General features: G+C 44.4%; 13 protein-coding genes and 1 pseudogene. 8 read left to right on the top strand and 6 right to left on the bottom strand.

Features of this window, described 5'->3' with window-relative positions; translation table 11 throughout:
- Positions 1-269: 269 nt before the first annotated feature.
- A complete protein-coding gene (locus SPEA_RS14925; protein ID WP_012156047.1) occupies positions 270-1,727 on the top strand; it encodes a DUF1176 domain-containing protein in 1,458 nt (485 codons plus the stop codon).
- A gap of 151 nt (positions 1,728-1,878) precedes the next feature.
- Here the strand turns inward: SPEA_RS14925 and SPEA_RS14920 are convergent.
- A pseudogene (locus SPEA_RS14920) lies at positions 1,879-2,412 on the bottom strand (methyltransferase family protein); the annotation flags it as partial.
- 620 nt (positions 2,413-3,032) lie between these two features.
- Here SPEA_RS14920 and SPEA_RS14915 point away from each other — a divergent pair.
- The 5 genes from SPEA_RS14915 to SPEA_RS14895 all read left to right on the top strand — a co-directional run bounded on the left by SPEA_RS14915 (position 3,033) and on the right by SPEA_RS14895 (position 10,059).
- Positions 3,033-3,971, top strand: a complete 939-nt coding sequence (locus SPEA_RS14915) for a DmsE family decaheme c-type cytochrome (protein ID WP_012156045.1) — start codon at positions 3,033-3,035, stop codon at positions 3,969-3,971.
- A 17-nt stretch (positions 3,972-3,988) separates the two neighbouring features.
- Positions 3,989-6,013 carry an MtrB/PioB family decaheme-associated outer membrane protein gene (locus SPEA_RS14910; RefSeq protein ID WP_012156044.1) on the top strand — a complete coding sequence of 675 codons (2,025 nt, stop codon included), beginning with the start codon at positions 3,989-3,991 and terminating at the stop codon, positions 6,011-6,013.
- Positions 6,014-6,052: 39 nt separating this feature from the next.
- Positions 6,053-8,575 (top strand): DMSO/selenate family reductase complex A subunit, encoded by a 2,523-nt coding sequence (locus SPEA_RS14905; protein WP_012156043.1) that lies wholly within the window; start codon positions 6,053-6,055, stop codon positions 8,573-8,575.
- Positions 8,576-8,589: 14 nt separating this feature from the next.
- Positions 8,590-9,255, top strand: a complete 666-nt coding sequence (locus SPEA_RS14900; protein ID WP_012156042.1) for a DMSO/selenate family reductase complex B subunit — start codon at positions 8,590-8,592, stop codon at positions 9,253-9,255.
- Between the two features lie 78 nt (positions 9,256-9,333).
- A complete protein-coding gene (locus tag SPEA_RS14895; protein WP_012156041.1) occupies positions 9,334-10,059 on the top strand; it encodes a TorD/DmsD family molecular chaperone in 726 nt (241 codons plus the stop codon).
- Positions 10,060-10,135: 76 nt separating this feature from the next.
- Here the strand turns inward: SPEA_RS14895 and SPEA_RS14890 are convergent, their stop codons facing one another.
- Positions 10,136-10,648, bottom strand: a complete 513-nt coding sequence (locus SPEA_RS14890) for a hypothetical protein (protein WP_012156040.1) — start codon at positions 10,646-10,648, stop codon at positions 10,136-10,138.
- A 175-nt stretch (positions 10,649-10,823) separates the two neighbouring features.
- Here SPEA_RS14890 and SPEA_RS14885 point away from each other — a divergent pair, with 175 nt between their 5' ends.
- Positions 10,824-11,171: a RidA family protein gene (locus SPEA_RS14885; protein ID WP_012156039.1), complete on the top strand. Its 348-nt coding sequence runs from the start codon at positions 10,824-10,826 to the stop codon at positions 11,169-11,171.
- 68 nt (positions 11,172-11,239) lie between these two features.
- On the opposite strand, the gene SPEA_RS14880 is transcribed toward SPEA_RS14885, so the two are convergent.
- A complete protein-coding gene (locus tag SPEA_RS14880) occupies positions 11,240-11,677 on the bottom strand; it encodes a hypothetical protein (RefSeq protein ID WP_012156038.1) in 438 nt (145 codons plus the stop codon).
- A 206-nt stretch (positions 11,678-11,883) separates the two neighbouring features.
- On the opposite strand from SPEA_RS14880, the gene nrfA reads away from it, so the two are divergent.
- A complete protein-coding gene (gene nrfA, locus SPEA_RS14875) occupies positions 11,884-13,269 on the top strand; it encodes an ammonia-forming cytochrome c nitrite reductase (RefSeq protein ID WP_049767975.1) in 1,386 nt (461 codons plus the stop codon).
- Between the two features lie 237 nt (positions 13,270-13,506).
- On the opposite strand, the gene SPEA_RS14870 is transcribed toward nrfA, so the two are convergent.
- From SPEA_RS14870 to SPEA_RS14860, 3 genes are read right to left on the bottom strand one after another with little or no spacing between them, the layout of a single operon-like run.
- Positions 13,507-13,968, bottom strand: a complete 462-nt coding sequence (locus SPEA_RS14870) for a hypothetical protein (RefSeq protein ID WP_012156036.1) — start codon at positions 13,966-13,968, stop codon at positions 13,507-13,509.
- A gap of 32 nt (positions 13,969-14,000) precedes the next feature.
- The gene (locus SPEA_RS14865) at positions 14,001-15,278 is read right to left on the bottom strand and encodes a sensor histidine kinase (protein ID WP_012156035.1); all 1,278 of its coding nucleotides are present in this window, start codon (positions 15,276-15,278) and stop codon (positions 14,001-14,003) included.
- Positions 15,275-15,952, bottom strand: a complete 678-nt coding sequence (locus SPEA_RS14860; protein ID WP_012156034.1) for a response regulator transcription factor — start codon at positions 15,950-15,952, stop codon at positions 15,275-15,277. Before SPEA_RS14860 ends, SPEA_RS14865 begins: the two co-directional genes overlap by 4 nt.
- Positions 15,953-16,163: the final 211 nt, after the last annotated feature.

The following is a 16,163-nucleotide window of genomic DNA, read 5'->3' as shown; positions in this document are numbered from 1 at the left end:
AATAGACGTTATTGATGAGTTAGAGGTTGTTTTTTATGCTTTTAATAATAAATACACTGGGTTACCTGAGTTTGGTTTGTAACTATAACGATGTTGCTTAAAAACGCCTAGTGTGGTTGTGAACCGTTTTGGGATGTATTGCACAAAGTAGCAATGAAATAGAATCACACTGCTACTTAATTGCAGTAAGTAATGACACTATCTGGCGTTGTCATCATTTTTCGTTGTAGACCATTTTATTAAGTCGTTACTTTGGGAGCATTTTAATAATGCAGAGTTATGTTCGAATTGCGGGGCTGCTTTCATTTTTTATTTCAACATCTGGCTTCGCGCTTGAAGGGCTGAGCTTCTCACATGGTGATTGGCAAGTGGTCTGTGACAATACTAATACCTGTCGCGCAGTAGGCTATCACTCTTATATCCAAGAACCGCAAGACAATAACAGTGCTCCGGTTTCAGTCATATTGCAAAGACAAGCAGGCGCTAATGCTCAGATCCAAGGCAAAGTAAAATTTGCTGAAGGCTCATATGATATTGATGGCCGTGAAGGCGGCAATGAAATTTTCAAACTGGTTATCAATGACTCATACATGAGCCATTTAGGGCCTGAAATGCCGGCTTATGAAGAGCAAGGTATGCGGTTTAGTGGTGAGCGTGAACTTAGCCAAGATCAAATTAGTCAGTTGCTCAATGCACTTACCATGAAAGGCCGTGTTTCGATAAAATTTACCAATAGTACGGGTAATGAGTGGCATTTATCGACCAGCGGCTCTACAGCTGTGTTGCTCAAAATGGACGATTTTCAAGGCTTGGTGGATACACCTTTCGGCATTGTAAAAAAAGGCCAGAGCATCGGCAATATCGTGCAGCCTAAACAAGCGCCTGTGATTTCAATTCCTCTGACTTCAGCATCAGTGCAGCAAGGGTCACTGACAACAGATAAAGACAGGCGATTGGCAACCGATCCAGAGTTTAAACTGAGGATGAAAAATGCAATCAATCAATGTGATTTTGTCCCCTCAGATAGTGATGACTTGAAACTTGAGGTATCTAGGCTGACAAAAACTCAACTTGTGGTTACTGCACCTTGCTGGTCTGCAGCCTATAACTATGGTGACGGTGTGTGGCTTGTCGATGATAACCCAGCAATAGAGCCTAAGTTCATTACCGATAGTTCGACAAATTACGCTAACGGTATTATTGATGAGTTTATGAAAGGACGCGGTATCGCCGATTGTGTTTCGGCAAAGCGGTTAATTTGGAACGGTAGTGATTTTATTTTAGCAGACGATTATTCAACAGGGGATTGTCGTGAGATAGCCATGGGGGGCGCGTGGTATCTGCCGACTCAAGTCAGTACTGTGATTTTAGGTGATGATCCCGCAGCCGGAATCGATTGCCAATCTGAGCAAGCATACAACACTGAGGGGATGACTAAGTGTGGTCAGCTAGAGTTAGCGAATGTCGAATGGAAACTCACCGAGGTTATTAAATCTATTAGTGCCCTTGAGCACGTGGCAAATAATAGCGAGTTAAGCACCGCTTATGGTCAGGCGCAATCCTCTTGGTTAAGCTATCGTAATGATGCATGTAGGGCTGAGATGCTGACATATGAACAAGGTTCGATGGCGATCCCAGTCTTGATAGGCTGCAAGCTTGATTTGACGGAAAAGCGTCTAAAGGAGCTTCAGTTAACGAAAGAGTCGCTTAGTTTCCGTGATTATTGAGCATTAGTTTAGACCAGCAACATAATCTAAATCATTTTGCTTTATATCATGCTTGTGTTTTCAGAGGGGGGGATTTGCTGCTGCCCCTCTGTAATAGTTTTTGAGTCGATGAGTTGAATGTAAGTCGCGCTGCTATCGGAGTTTACTCAGGTTATAGCCAGGGCCTGACTCTACTTTTATAATCAAAAAATACCTTCCCAAATAACGCTTCAAGTGCCTTCTCTTCAGGGCGGATTTGAAAGCGTTGCATATAAAGCATATAGCCAATAATGCCCAGCAGACTCCAAATAGATTCTAAGTAGCAAGCCCAAGCGCACAGAGCCAACGCCATACCTAAGTACATAGGGTTACGGCTTAGTCTGAACATACCAGAGGTCACTAATGCTGAAGCTGTTTCAGGCTTTAGTGGGTTGACCGTAGTTTTCGCTCGATTAAAACTGATTACCCCAGCAATAGCGGAAAGTACACCTAGAGTTAAGAATAAGCAGATGGCAATAAACTTAATGTTTATGAGCGTGTGCTCGCTAGTTGCAACTTTTTCATTGGAGGTTAATAACGCAATTGCCCACATGAAAAATGCGAAAATCAGCGTGACGATGGGTGGCGGGATTTTATTTTCTAGTTTGCTCTCTAACCTTCTGTCTAATTTGTGCAAGGCTGATCCTCTGGGTCGATTCAAAATCTTAACAAAATAATAGGCTAATGCGGGCCATCAATAAACCGACCCTTGATTTTTTAATCATCATGATGCTGAAGGCTGGCGTAAAAATTTATTGAGAGGAAAGTATTTCAAAACAGGATGTATACAGGTGTTTAGTCTGCTGTTTTGTCTGGTTATTACTTTTTTTAGGTAAAATTCTTGTTGAACTCACTATTCATGATTCAAGCTTTGTTTGATTTTTATTCGATAATGGTACTTATTATGGGGTATTCGCACGTGAAGCCTGAATAGCATCGAAATAGTTAGTGATCTAGCTTCAATAATTCAGACTCGCCAAATCAATTGGTTTACATTTCAGCCTCATATTAACAACTTGTGAAGATAGTAATCATTCTCATGGAAGCTGTATCTTAGTGATTTAAATGGTTAATTGGTTTTACCTCTAATTAAAGGTGCATTTGTTTTGCGTGTTTATATTGTGAGGTGATAGACGCTTTTTATGAAAACTTGCTGCAAGCCTCAAGTTGTTGGCAGATATGCATAATCTTGAATTTAGATATCTGCAAGGAATAAGATACTCACTTCGATATATAACCGGCCTGTAGTTAATGTCCACAATCAAAACCATAAAGTCAGTGAATTTTATGGCCAAATTAATGGCTAGCAGTTTACTCACGATTCTTATCAGTGTTGTGCCTGCTCAAGCAACCCCATGGGATAAGCTTGACTCAACGCAACTCGAACAAAAATTAACAGAGAAGTTTAGCGAAGGTAAATACTCTCCGAAAGGGGCGGATTCTTGCCTTATGTGTCATAAGAAAAATGCCAAAGTCATGGAAATTTTTGACGGCGTTCACGGTGACATGAGCAACAGTAAATCACCTATGGCAGGTATTCAATGTGAAGCCTGTCATGGTCCATTAGGCAAGCATAATCGTGGCGGTAAAGAGCCAATGATTAGCTTTAGCCCTGACAGCAAACTTTCAGCTTCTAGCCAAAACAGTGTTTGCCAAGGATGTCATAACGATCCTAAGCAGATGGCATGGCATAACAGTACTCACAATCTTGAAGAAGTCGCTTGTAGCGATTGTCACAATGTTCATGCAGCAAAAGATCCTGCTCTTGACCGTTTAACGGTTAACGACACCTGTACTTCTTGTCATACCCGCGCTAAGGCAGACATGAATAAGCGCTCATCACACCCAATGAAGTGGGACCAGATGACCTGTATTGATTGTCACAACCCACACGGTTCTATGACCGAAAGCGCACTGATCAAGCCAAGCCTAAATGAGACCTGCGCCGAGTGTCATGCCGACAAGCGCGGACCATTCCTATGGGAGCATGCGCCAGTAATGGAAGACTGCTCAAGCTGTCATACACCCCATGGCAGTGTTAACGACAACCTACTTAAGTCGCGTACGCCGCAGTTGTGTCAGCAATGTCACGCAGATGATGGCCATGCAAGCCGCATGACAAGCCAAGCAGGTCTAGATGCATTCAGTGCGGGTAAGAGTTGTTTAAATTGCCACAGCAAGATCCATGGTTCTAACCATCCTGCTGGCAGCAACTTTGCCCGTTAAGTCTAGGAGTGACAAATATGCGTTTAATTAAACCTTTTTCATTAAACCTGATCACCTTAGCGTTACTAGGTGCAGGAACCAGCGCGTTTGCGGCTGATTTTGGTGTGCAAAATGCCAATATTACCGCCGGTAAAACCGCTAATTATCAATGTAAGCGTTGTGTTGAGACTCAAGGTTACACTGGTAGTGTTGGTGTGAGTGTTGGCGCGATTGATGCCGATGATAATCATGCCATCAACCAGTTTGGCACCGGCGAAGACGGTGCTATTGCAGGCGTCAATGCCGACCTTGCTTATCAGCAAAGTGGCTATAAAGCGAAAGTTCAAGCCCATCAGTTGGGTATGGATAACGGCTTTGTGACCATGGAAGCGGGTAAGAGCGGTCATTATAAGCTAGATGTTGATTTTCAGACGATTACCACTAATCAAGGCAGTAATGCCTCGACTAATCTTTGGCAAAACAATGGCATGCTAACGCCAAGCGATCAGACTCGCGTATTGGATTTAGCGCTACAAAGACAGCGCAGTGGTATCGGATTTGAGTATGACTTCTCTGAAGTATTAGGTCTAGGCCTTAGCAGCTATGCACGCTACGACCGTGAAGATAAAACCGGTCACCGCAGCGCAAGCCTCACTAGCCCACGCCCAACTAACTTTGCTGAAGCGGTTGATGAAACCACAGATAAGTTCAGTGCCGGTGTGGTGCTTGATGGCGCTAACTGGTTGTCAGAGCTGAGCTACAACGGCTCACGCTATGACAACAACATGGGCGATTTAAGTCTGCTTTACGCCTATGACGTATACAGTGCAACACCTGATAACCAAGCGCACCAAGTGTCGCTATCTGGTCAGTACCGTTTAGCTTCTAGCGTGTTTAGTGGTCGTGTGGTTACCGGTCGTATGATCCAAGATCAAGACCTTATCCAGATGAGTGGAAACCCAATTCAAAATTGGGACGGTCAGGTTGATACCTTAAGCTCAAACCTAGCGGCAAGCACGCGAGTAAGCAATCGCTTACGTCTAGGCGCAAGCTATGACTACAGCAAGCGTGATAACCGCTCATCGGTATTTGACTTTGCTCAGTACGAGTTCAATTCAATGTCAGGTGCGTTTAAACAAAACGTGCCAATGGATATTGAGCGTCAAACCTTTAAAACCAACGCAAGTTACCGTATTGCCAGTGGTTACCGCTTACAAGCGGGTTACGACTATAAGCAAGTTGAACGTAGTTATGGTGAGCGCGAAGAAACCCGTGACAATGAGTTTTGGAGCAAGCTAAACATCCGTGCGATTGACAAGCTAACCCTAGATTTTGGTGTCAGCTATGGCGAGCGAGGTGGCAGTGACTACCAAGCTAATGAGCTAACCAGCGACGAAACTGAATCGTTAATGCGTAAGTACAACCTTGCCGATCGCAAGCGCAGCGAAGTTAACGCCAGAGCGAGCTACGTGCCGCTTGAGTGGTTAACTTTCGATGTTAGCACTTACTACGCCAATGACGACTATGACGCAACTGAAATCGGCCTGACTCAGGCTAAAGATTACGGTTACGACATCAACGTACATGCACAAATCACCGAACCATTATCTGTATATGCCTTTGCGGGTCAGCAGTGGATTGATTCAGACCAAAACGGTGACCAAGCGTCAGTTTGGCACACAGAGGTTAATGATGAATTCATTAATCTTGGTTTGGGTGCGACTTACACAGGACTAATGGATGGCAGATTGATTTTAGGTAGTGACTACCTATTTGCTAACTCATCAAGTAATACCGGTGTGAATGGTTACAACACAGACAGTGCCAATATCAACAGCTATGGCAGTTATTACTCGTATAACCACAGCGTGAGTTTATACGGGCAATACCTGATCTCTGAGCAAATGGCTGTCAAGTTGGCTTACCAGTTTGAACGTTATTTTGATACCGATAGTGCTGCGGTCACTCCCGATAGTATTCCAGGTTTAGTGACCTTGGGTGACCTGAACCACAATTACAACGCCCATCAACTGATGTTGACCTTCAGCTACAAGCTGAAATAAGTCGAGTCAGATATTAATAAGTTTGAGGAAAACAAGATTATGGAACGTAGAAGTTTCTTAAAAATGAGTGCCGCGCTGGGCTGCGCTGCAACAGTTACCGGCTGTAATTCAAGCTCTGATGATGCCAATGTTATTCCACCACAGCCGCCAGTGACTGACGAAGTGGTAAACTGGTCATCTTGCCTAGTTAACTGTGGTTCTAACTGTCCAATTAAGGTCTTTACTAAAGACGGTATCGTGACCCGTGTTGAAACTGACCATGAAGTTGAAGACAACTACGGTCTACACCAAGTACGTGCTTGTGCTCGTGGTCGTTCACTACGTCAAAGAAACTACGCTGTTGACCGCCTAAAAACACCAATGAAGCGTGTTGGTGAGCGTGGTAAAGCTGAATTTGTACCCATTAGCTGGGACGAAGCAACCAGCATTATCGCTGAAAAGCTTGCTGCTGTTTACGCACAAGAAAATGGTGCTAAGTCAGTATTCCGTAGCTACGGTTCTGGTGCTTACTACGGTTTTGCATCAAATGCCTGTTTCAACCGTCTATTTAACCTAAATGGTGGTTGCCTAAATGCTTATGGTAACTACTCTTGGGCGCAGCAGATGGAAGCGGCTAAGCACACCTTCGGTACTGGCAGTACTAGCGGTTCGTCAACCATCACTATTGAAGACAGTGACTTCTTCTTAGGTGTTGCTTACAACCCAAGCGAGATCCGTCAATCGGGTTCAGGCGAAGGTTACGATTACCTACAGGCATTGCAGAAAAATAATGGCCTAGAAGTGGTAATGATCGACCCTCGTTACACTGACTCCATGCTAGGTAAAGAATCAAGCTGGTTACCAATCCGTCCAGGTACTGATGCTGCGTTTGCTGAAGCGGTTGCCTATGTGATGATCAACCACGCTAACTTTGTTGGTCAATCTCTACCGTTTGTACTTGAGCATTCAGTTGGTTTCAACAAGCAGTCAATTGAAGATCAAAAAGCGATTTTTGCAGCGAGCAGCGATGCGACTGACCAAGAATACGCTAAGGTAATGAACTCAGATGAAAACTACCAAGACTACATTCTAGGTCAAGGTATTTACACTGACGCTAAGACACCAGAATGGGCTGAAAAAATCTGTGGTATTTCTGCAGAGAAAATCCGCTACATCGCTGGCAAGCTAATGACAGCTAAAGCTCCTTACATCGTTGTGGGCGCAGGCGTTAACCGCCAAGCAAACGGCGAGCAAAGCATGCGTTCTCTATACATGCTATCAGTGCTAACCGGTAAGCTAGGTACTCGCGGTGCATCAAATGGTGAACTACCGTACATGAGCAGCATGTCTCGTGCAGGAATTCCAACAGGTACAAATAAAGTTACAGAAAGCATCTCTTTCTTCACTTGGTCTGAAGCGATTAATAACGGCGTTAATATGACTGCTCGTAGTCACGGCGTTCGTGGTACTGACGGTTTAGATACGCCACTTGGCGCAAACATTAAGTTCATTCTGTCTGCATCAGATAGTTCGTTACTGAACCAGCACGCTGAAATCAACAATACGGCTGATATCTTCCGTAATGCTGAAGATCTATTCATCGTATCTTGTGATTGCTGGATGACGCCTGGCGCTAAGTTTGCTGACATCATCTTACCGGATACTAGCTGGTTAGAGTCAAACGACTTAGTTAACGACTCATACGCTTCAGGCTCACTAGGTTACCTAACTGCCATGTCTTCATCTGTTGAGACTATGTGGGATTGTAAGTCTATGTACGAAGCGGCTGCGATGATCGCTGACAAGATGGGCGTTGGCGCTGGCTTTAGAGACGGCAAAAACGAAGATGAGTGGTTAGAAGAGCTTTATCAAAGCACTAAAGCTAACAGCAACAACATCGGTGTTTCTCCAGCGTTCCCTGCAACTTACAAAGAAGCACAAGAGATTGGTTTCTTCCGTAAGAACATGAACGATAACCACGTTGCACTGCAAAGCTTTGTGAAAGACGGTAAAGCGCTATCAACACCAAGTGGCAAGATTGAAATCTATTCTGCTGAACTTGCATGGCGTGCGGCTAACTGGGACCAAGAGAACAGTACTCAAAATCCTACAAACGTTAAGGGCGACACCATCACAGCTATTCCACAGTACACAGTAACGTGGGACGGTTATGAAGATGAAGGCACTAAAGAAGATTACCCAATTCAGCTAGCGGGTTACCACACTAAGGGCCGTACCCACTCAAGCTACCACAACGTTCCATGGCTGCGTGAAGCGGTAGAAGACGCTGTTTGGGTTAACCCAATGGACGGTGCTAAGCACGGCCTAAGCTCTGGCGACAAGATTGAGATGTACAACGAGCGTGGTTCAATTGAAGTGACTGTACGTATCACACCACGTGTTGCGCCAGGTGTATTTGCCCTAGGACAAGGTGCTTGGTACAACCCTGGCAACAAGCGAGGCAGTACTGGCCATATCGTTGACGAAGGCGGCGCAATTAACTCGTTAACTCGCTACCAGCCTAGCCCTGTCGCTAAAGGTAACCCACAGCACACTATTCGTGTTGCCATTAAAAAGATTTAAGAGAGTAGTTAATTATGACTGAAGCAACTCAATACGGTTTTTACGTCGACAGCACTAAGTGTACTGGCTGTAAAGCGTGCCATGTATCTTGTAAAGACCGTCAAGGTAACGAGATCCGTAACAATACCAATCCTGAACAAAATGGCGTTCCTGCGCTAAATGGCGTGACTTGGCGCCGCGTGTACGAATACGGCGGCGGACAATGGACTGAAGGCCAAAACGGCTGTTTTGAGCAAAGTGTATTTGCTTACTACATGTCTATTGGTTGTAACCACTGTTCTGAGCCAGTGTGCGTTAAGGCTTGCCCAACTGGCGCTATGCATAAGCGCCGTGAAGATGGTCTAGTTCACGTTGCACAAGACTTATGTATCGGTTGTGAAAGCTGCGCCCGTGCATGTCCTTATGATGCTCCACAAATCGATCGTGAACGTAAAGTGATGACCAAGTGTGATGGTTGTTTCGAGCGTATTGCCGATGGCCGTAAGCCTGTATGTGTTGAGTCTTGCCCACTACGTGCACTAGACTTTGATACCATGGATAACCTACGCGCTAAATATGGTAACGGCGATGGCCACATTGCACCGCTGCCACCAGAGTCAATCACTTCACCAAACCTTATCATTAAGGCGAACGTGAATGGTGGACAAGGCGGCGATATCCTAAACCCAACTGAAGTTTAATTTCAGTTGTTTGGATAACAAAAGTCTTTAAATAATACATCAGCGGGCTTAATGGCCCGCTTAGCTTTAAGGTCAACTATGTCTTCAAACACGCAGCCGTTAACACAATCAGCGCTTACTCAATCATCTATAAGCAATATTGACTTTGTCGAGTACCAAGGGCTAGCGCGAATACTGCATCATTGCCTTATTCGTTATCCAGAGGCCGATTTTATCGATGGGCTAAAAGAGTGTGATGTGGCTGGCAGCTGGCCTGAATTTTCTCAGCGTCAGCAAAACAGCACTGGTCGCAAATTGCTGGGAGATTTTTTACAGCAATGGTCTTCTGATATTGATGCTGCGGATTCGGAGAAGGCATTAATCACCTTAAAGCTGGATTACGGCCAACTTTTCTTTGGACCAGGCGAACCGACAGCTGTGCCGCAAGGCTCAGTTTACCTGTGTGAAGAGCAGTTAATTAACGATAGAACTACCGTTGAGTTGATGGATTACTATCGCGCTCATGGGGTTGAGTTACAACTCGATTACAAGCAGCCCATTGACCATATAGGTTTGTTTTTCGCTGTACTCGACCAAACATTTGGTCGCTTGCAGAGCGAAATTGATAACCAAGCTTTGATCCGCTTTATTCAAGTGCTATTGCAGCAACACCTATTGCCGTGGGCATTGCGCTGCTGTGAGTTAGCCAATGAGCATGCCAAGACAGATTTTTATCGTGGAATAGCGCTGTTAACTACAGACTTCTTGTTGCAGTTACAGCAAGACTTTCAAGTATTAGCACTGGATAAGCGACTGTTTCGCTAATTGCGCCAAATAAAGCACGACAAAAAGCCCGCAAATGAAAGTTTGCGGGCTTTTTATTTATAAAATCTAGTAAAAGCTAACCATGACTACCCATATTGCGGCTCGATTGGCGCTTGTCACTGCGCACTTTTTCGAGCTGAGTATTGATGGTTTGCAGCAGTAGACACAGTTGCAACGCATCGGCGCCGAGTTCGCTGCTTGTTGATTCACTGTTGGCGAGCGGATGCTCATCTTCGGACTTAATAAGCGACTGACTCCACTGGTAACCAATCGTTAGCACCAGATGCTCCGCTTGATTGAGTTCGCCTTGCTCAATCTCTTTGACAAACAGTAAACGACTGGCGGCAAATAAACAGTGCAGGGCAAACTCTTGCCCGAGTGGCGTCTGCTCACTGCTGTCCATAGGTGGAAGCCAAACTGGGTCGCCCTCAGCAAATACCAATGCAGAAATTGTGTTGGTCACAGTGGTAAGAGAGGTAGCACCGCCAAATAGCTGCTGTACCTTGTCACTACTGTGTAGGGTTAAAGCTAGTCTGTGAGCAAGAATCGACTTACTCCACTGTTGGCCTAATGAGCGTCTAAGAGTCATGTTGTTTACTTAAATCTAGGGATGAAAGTCACTAATCAGTGATTTTAGCATCAAAGCCTATCGCGCTATGTGCGCGGCATTGCATATTGGTGTGGTCTAGGGAATTTATCTAGGTAAATAGCGTATTTCTGCTAAAATCTGCACACTATTTCGATGAGTTTTTTTAAGGTTTAAAATGGATATTCAACGTGTTAACCCATGTGCCAATTGGTCCGATGCAACAGTGTTTAATAACATGGTGCATTTTGTTGAGATTGCAGCCGATCCTGAAGGCAATATGCTTAGCCAAACTGAGCAGTTATTTGCTCAAGCAGAAGCGACATTAGCCAGTGTGGGCAGCGATAAGTCACGTCTTCTATCAGTGACTATCTATGTGACTGACTTTGCTAACGTAGCGGTATTTAATCAGGCGTGGCAAGCATGGTTACCAGAGGGTTGTGCACCAAGCCGTGCATGCTTGAAAGTTGAACTTGCCGATCCTAAATATTTAGTTGAAATCGCATTTGTTGCAGCGGTTAAGTAAAACCGCTCTGTTTAGCTGCCGATATCAGATGTTGGCGTAAACAGATGTTGATTCAGTTAGATTGTGGCTCAATCTAACTGCTTAAGCAGGATCCGCACTTGTGCACGAGTCTCATCTATTTTAATGACAACGGCTTGGGCGCTAGCTTCATCATCGGCCAATTGCTGCCAATTTGATTGCCAGCTCAGTTTGAGCTCCTCTGCAGCAAAACCGATTTCGGGCTCTGTTATCATGCTCAAGTCGGCAATCAAATTCACCTTCACCCAGCCTTTACGCGGGTTGCCTAGAATAACATCTTGATCGTAATGGGCGGCGTACACGATTGACTCAAGCTCAGATAGCTGCAGTAGCAGTTCAAAACTTGCCGAACGTACATTGCTATTGTACTCGGTGATCTGCATGCGCCAGACGTTATAACTAAATCCCACTAAGGCAAACAACATACTGAACACTGCAGTCAGTTGAAACACGGAAATGGTGTGCTCGCCAGAGAGTTCTATTTTCAAAACTAGCTCCTTAATCAAGCTTATACTGATTTATCTAGTTTAACTCTAGACAAAGACATAACAAGCGAACCAGAATTTAAGCGTTTATAAACTCTATCTACAGCTTTCTTTTGTTTGATAACTAATTTTATGCGTTTTTTGACAATGCATTAGCAGCGACTACATTTTATATATCACAATACCCTTATGTAATGGATGGATACCCTATGAGAGCATACCAACTCCCTTTGATTGCTGGAGTTTGCATAGGTTTGTTTAGTAGCGCAGCAATTGCAAAAACGAACCCTGCAGATAATGCCCAGTACGAAAAACGCTTTCCTAAGCAATACCAAAGCTGGCAAAAAACAGCTGAGAGTAAAGAGGTGGATGACGCATTAGCAGGTGACCCTAACTTGGTCATTCTGTGGGCGGGTTATGGTTTCTCTAAGGATTATAATGCCCCTAGAGGGCACCAATATGCTATTACCGATGTGAGAACCACGTTACGAACCGGCGCCCCAATGAAAGAAGATGAAGGCCCTATGCCGATGGCCTGCTGGAGTTGTAAGAGCCCAGATGTTCCGAGAGTTATCGAGGGACAAGGCGAAGGGGAGTATTTCAGTGGTAAGTGGGCTAAAGGTGGCCCTGAAATCGTCAATGTGATTGGCTGTGCAGATTGTCATAAACCTGGGACATCAAAGTTAAGAGTTGCACGACCCTTTGCCGAACGCGCCTTTGAAGCGATAGGTACACCGTTTGATAAGGCTGAAAAGAGCGAAAAGCAAAATATGGTGTGCGGACAGTGTCATGTAGAGTATTACTTTGAGAAAACGGCTGAGCACCCAAACTGGGTTAAGTTCCCTTGGGATAACGGCACCACGGTAGAGAATATGGAAGCGTATTATGACAAGTTGAAGTTCAAAGATTGGACTCATCAACTGTCAAAAGCACCAATGTTAAAAGCTCAGCATCCTGGCTATGAAACCACAGCGCTAGGTATGCACGGAGATATGGGCGTATCTTGTACCGATTGTCATATGCCGCGAGTCACCAATGCTGAGGGGAAGGAATACACCGACCATAATGTGGGTAGCCCATTTGATAAGTTTGAATTTACCTGCGCAAATTGTCATGAGCAGACCAAAGAGCAATTGCAGTCTTTAGTTAAAGCGAATAAAGATAAGGTCAATGCGCTTAAGCTTAAAGCTGAGGCAGAACTCGTTAAAGCTCACTTTGAAGCGGCTGCAGCATGGAAAGCAGGAGCGACAGAGCAGCAAATGGCGGCGGCATTAACCGATATTCGTCACGCACAGTGGCGCTGGGACTTTGCGATTGCGTCCCACGGTATTGCGGCACATGCCCCAGAAGAAGGCTTACGCATTTTAGAAACCTCACTGACTAAAAGCGCTGAAGCTCGGACTAAATTGGCGAAAGTCTTGGATACTCAAGGCGTTAAAGCTGCGGTCACCATTCCTGATATTTCAACTAAAGCAAAAGCACAAGCGGTCTTAGGCATGGATATGGATAAGATGAATGCAGATAAAGCCATCTTTATCGAGAAAGTCGTGCCTAAATGGGAGGCTGACTATAAGGCAGCCAATGGCGGTGAATAGGTTTTAATTGCTGCGCTTCAATATAATCCGGGAAGTGAACTTCCCGGATTTTTTGTTTTCTGCTTAGAGTCTGTAATGGGATTAATTAGGTCTATATCGCTCCCCATGTTTTGGAATGACATAGATATGCGCACTATTGCTCTTTACAGGCTAAAAAGACTTTAACCGACAGTTAGTTGCAGCCTTTTGGCGGTGAGTTCAGGAAGTTGAACATGCTCAATTAAGCCATGAAACTGTTTATTTTTGATTATACTTTTTTATAAACTCTAAAAGTATCGGTACCCCAGACATTCCAATTTCCTCTGCTTGCCAACACTCATAGATGGCCGTTTCATGAGCTGCGATTAATTGGAACGTTTCAGTTTCATTTCTTGCTTCATCTTCCCAGTAACGATATTTTTTTTCGTAAGGATCCACCCAACTGAGCAGGGTCTCGATTAACTCCCCCCATGGTAAATGGACCCATTCTTGGGCATCCTTACTTCCCTTGTTGATCATTACAAGGTTATTTCTATCGTACTGTACTTGATGCTTGTTTAACGTATTTTCGAGAAGATCAGCCGTTAGCGTCTCAACTTGAATTAAGGCCTTCCAAAGTGTTTTTGAAGATGGCGCTAATTGATAGTTACTAGCGAAATAGCTGAAAAAAGAGATCCCATAAATCTCGCCATCGTAAGCCTTTCTAATACGCTCTATCATTGTATTATTTTCCGTTTAATCTAGTCGTTTAGTCAGAGTTGCATCGGAGCCAGAAAGCTGATGCTAGCAGTATAGTGCTGCGGTTTGTTTGCTGTTGTGAATGGCCAGTCTTGTTGTTCACAAATTTGATGAATTAGCTTTAGCCCAAGGCCAAACCCATCTGAGCCGCTTCTGGATGAAATATCGCTTAGCATTTCGCCCTTATTTTCTATGGTGAGCTTTTCTTGGTCCAGAACAATGCTGATAACGCCTTCATCTATATGTTGCATCGCATTGCGGATGAGGTTTGCAGTAACTATTCTAACTAAGGTTTGCGGTAGTACAACCGCTTGTGTGGCAATCTTGACCTGCAACTCAACATTTTTTCCTTTGAGTAAATAATCATGCTCTTCTATGAGTTCATTGATCAACGAATCGAATTGGAACTGACTGGCTATCGGTTGTGCCATATCTTTACGTGTCAGCCACAATAATGTCTCGGTGAGATGATGCATGGTATTGCTCGCCCTTATTATACGTTGTAACGGCGGCATGTTACTTGGTGGGACTAGTTGCTCTAGTAGTGCAGCATTGCTTTTTACGACAGTAATTGGGGTTCTTAGCTCGTGACTGGCGTATTGGAGGAACTGTGACTCGCGTTGATACACACTATCGACTTCCCGCAAGCTATGCATAATCTGCTCGGCGAGGCGATCGAGCTCTTGGTATTCAAAAGAAGGAATTGGCTTGCTGAGATCGGCACTATTTAATTGTTTGGACCAAGCATTGAGTCTGTAAATCGGTTTCGCTAAGTAACGAAAACAAGCCAAAATTAATATGACGAGTAGCAGGGTAACGATAGCCGATACCGCCCAGATCTGTTGCAGCTGAGAGTCTGCAATATCCCAATAGCTAGGACTGTCAGATTCTTCATATTGCTGCACGAGATAGTAGATCTCTTGTTCGTTATGCTGTGCAGTATAGATAAAGAAATCTCGGTGTTTGGCTTTATCATTTTGGGTTATACCATCGGCGTAATAATGCTGGCCAACCTGTAGTTGTTTTTCTGAAAATGTCAGTCTAATACTCTCTGGTAGCGCTTTGTATTGACGAAATAGCTGAGCATCAATAATCGCTAATCCGGGCGTAATGCTGTCAAATCCTTGTTGATTAATAAGCTCCTGAGCTTTATGCATACTCACACTGAAAGAAGTATCTAAGGCGCGAAAGTAGTTCTCTCTTGCCCACAGGGTGTAGCTGAGCACGAGTAGCAACAGAATAAAACCAGCGCCCCCGAGTAATAAGGCGGTTAAGCTCTGCCGAAGTTTCATAGTGTGTTACTTGGGCGCAGTGCCCAACCTCTTCCCGTAGAGGTATACAGCATTTGTGCAAGCTGTACCTGAGTTAATGCCCGGCGTAAATAATAGATATGTGCTTTAAGCACATTACTGCTTGGCGGCTCGTCGCCCCATAACTTGTTTTCTAATGATTGACGACTGACTACTTCAGGGCTTGCGCGCATCAACATTTCTAACAGGGTATAGCAGGCAGGAGTAAGCTCAATAGTTTGTCCTTGATAGGACACCTGCTGTTGCTCACAATTCATGATTAAGCCCGCGATATCAAGCCGTTTTACATGGCTACTTTTTCTGCCTGACAAGGCTGTTATACGAGCAATAAGTTCTCGATTATCGAAGGGCTTAGCAAGGTAGTCATCTCCTCCTGAGGCAAACCCTTCTAGCTTGTTGTCAATACTGGAGAAGGCTGTTAGAAAAAGTATTGGCGTATCAGCGCCATTTGCGCGCAACTGCTTGCAGATACTATAGCCATCAAGTTTTGGTAGGCCGACATCGATAACCAGTACATCGTAGTGATTGTTGCTGGCTAAATTAAGCCCTGCAATACCATTGCTGGCATGATCGGGAAGCATATGTGACATCTCCATTAATTGGAGTAGCGTCTCGGCGAGATCGCGATCATCTTCAATCAATAAAACACGGATCATCTCTGTTCTCCAATCAAAATTTTTAGCTGTTTTCAGTCATTCGGGCTAGGAGATTACAGCTTAGTGGCTCAAGGGTAAATATAGAGTAAAGTTATTCAAGAAATGGCTCGGCTAGCATTTGTTTATTCCTGCCTGTTTACCCTATTTTTACCTTTGCTCATTTAATCTGTCGCAATCAATTTTAATGCCTAGGTTTTGTCTTCATTGAGAT

Origin of the sequence: Shewanella pealeana ATCC 700345 (genome assembly GCF_000018285.1) — a bacterium.
Lineage (GTDB): Bacteria > Pseudomonadota > Gammaproteobacteria > Enterobacterales > Shewanellaceae > Shewanella > Shewanella pealeana.
Note: the sequence above shows the minus strand (reverse complement) of the source record. Positions and strands in the feature narration are given on the sequence as shown.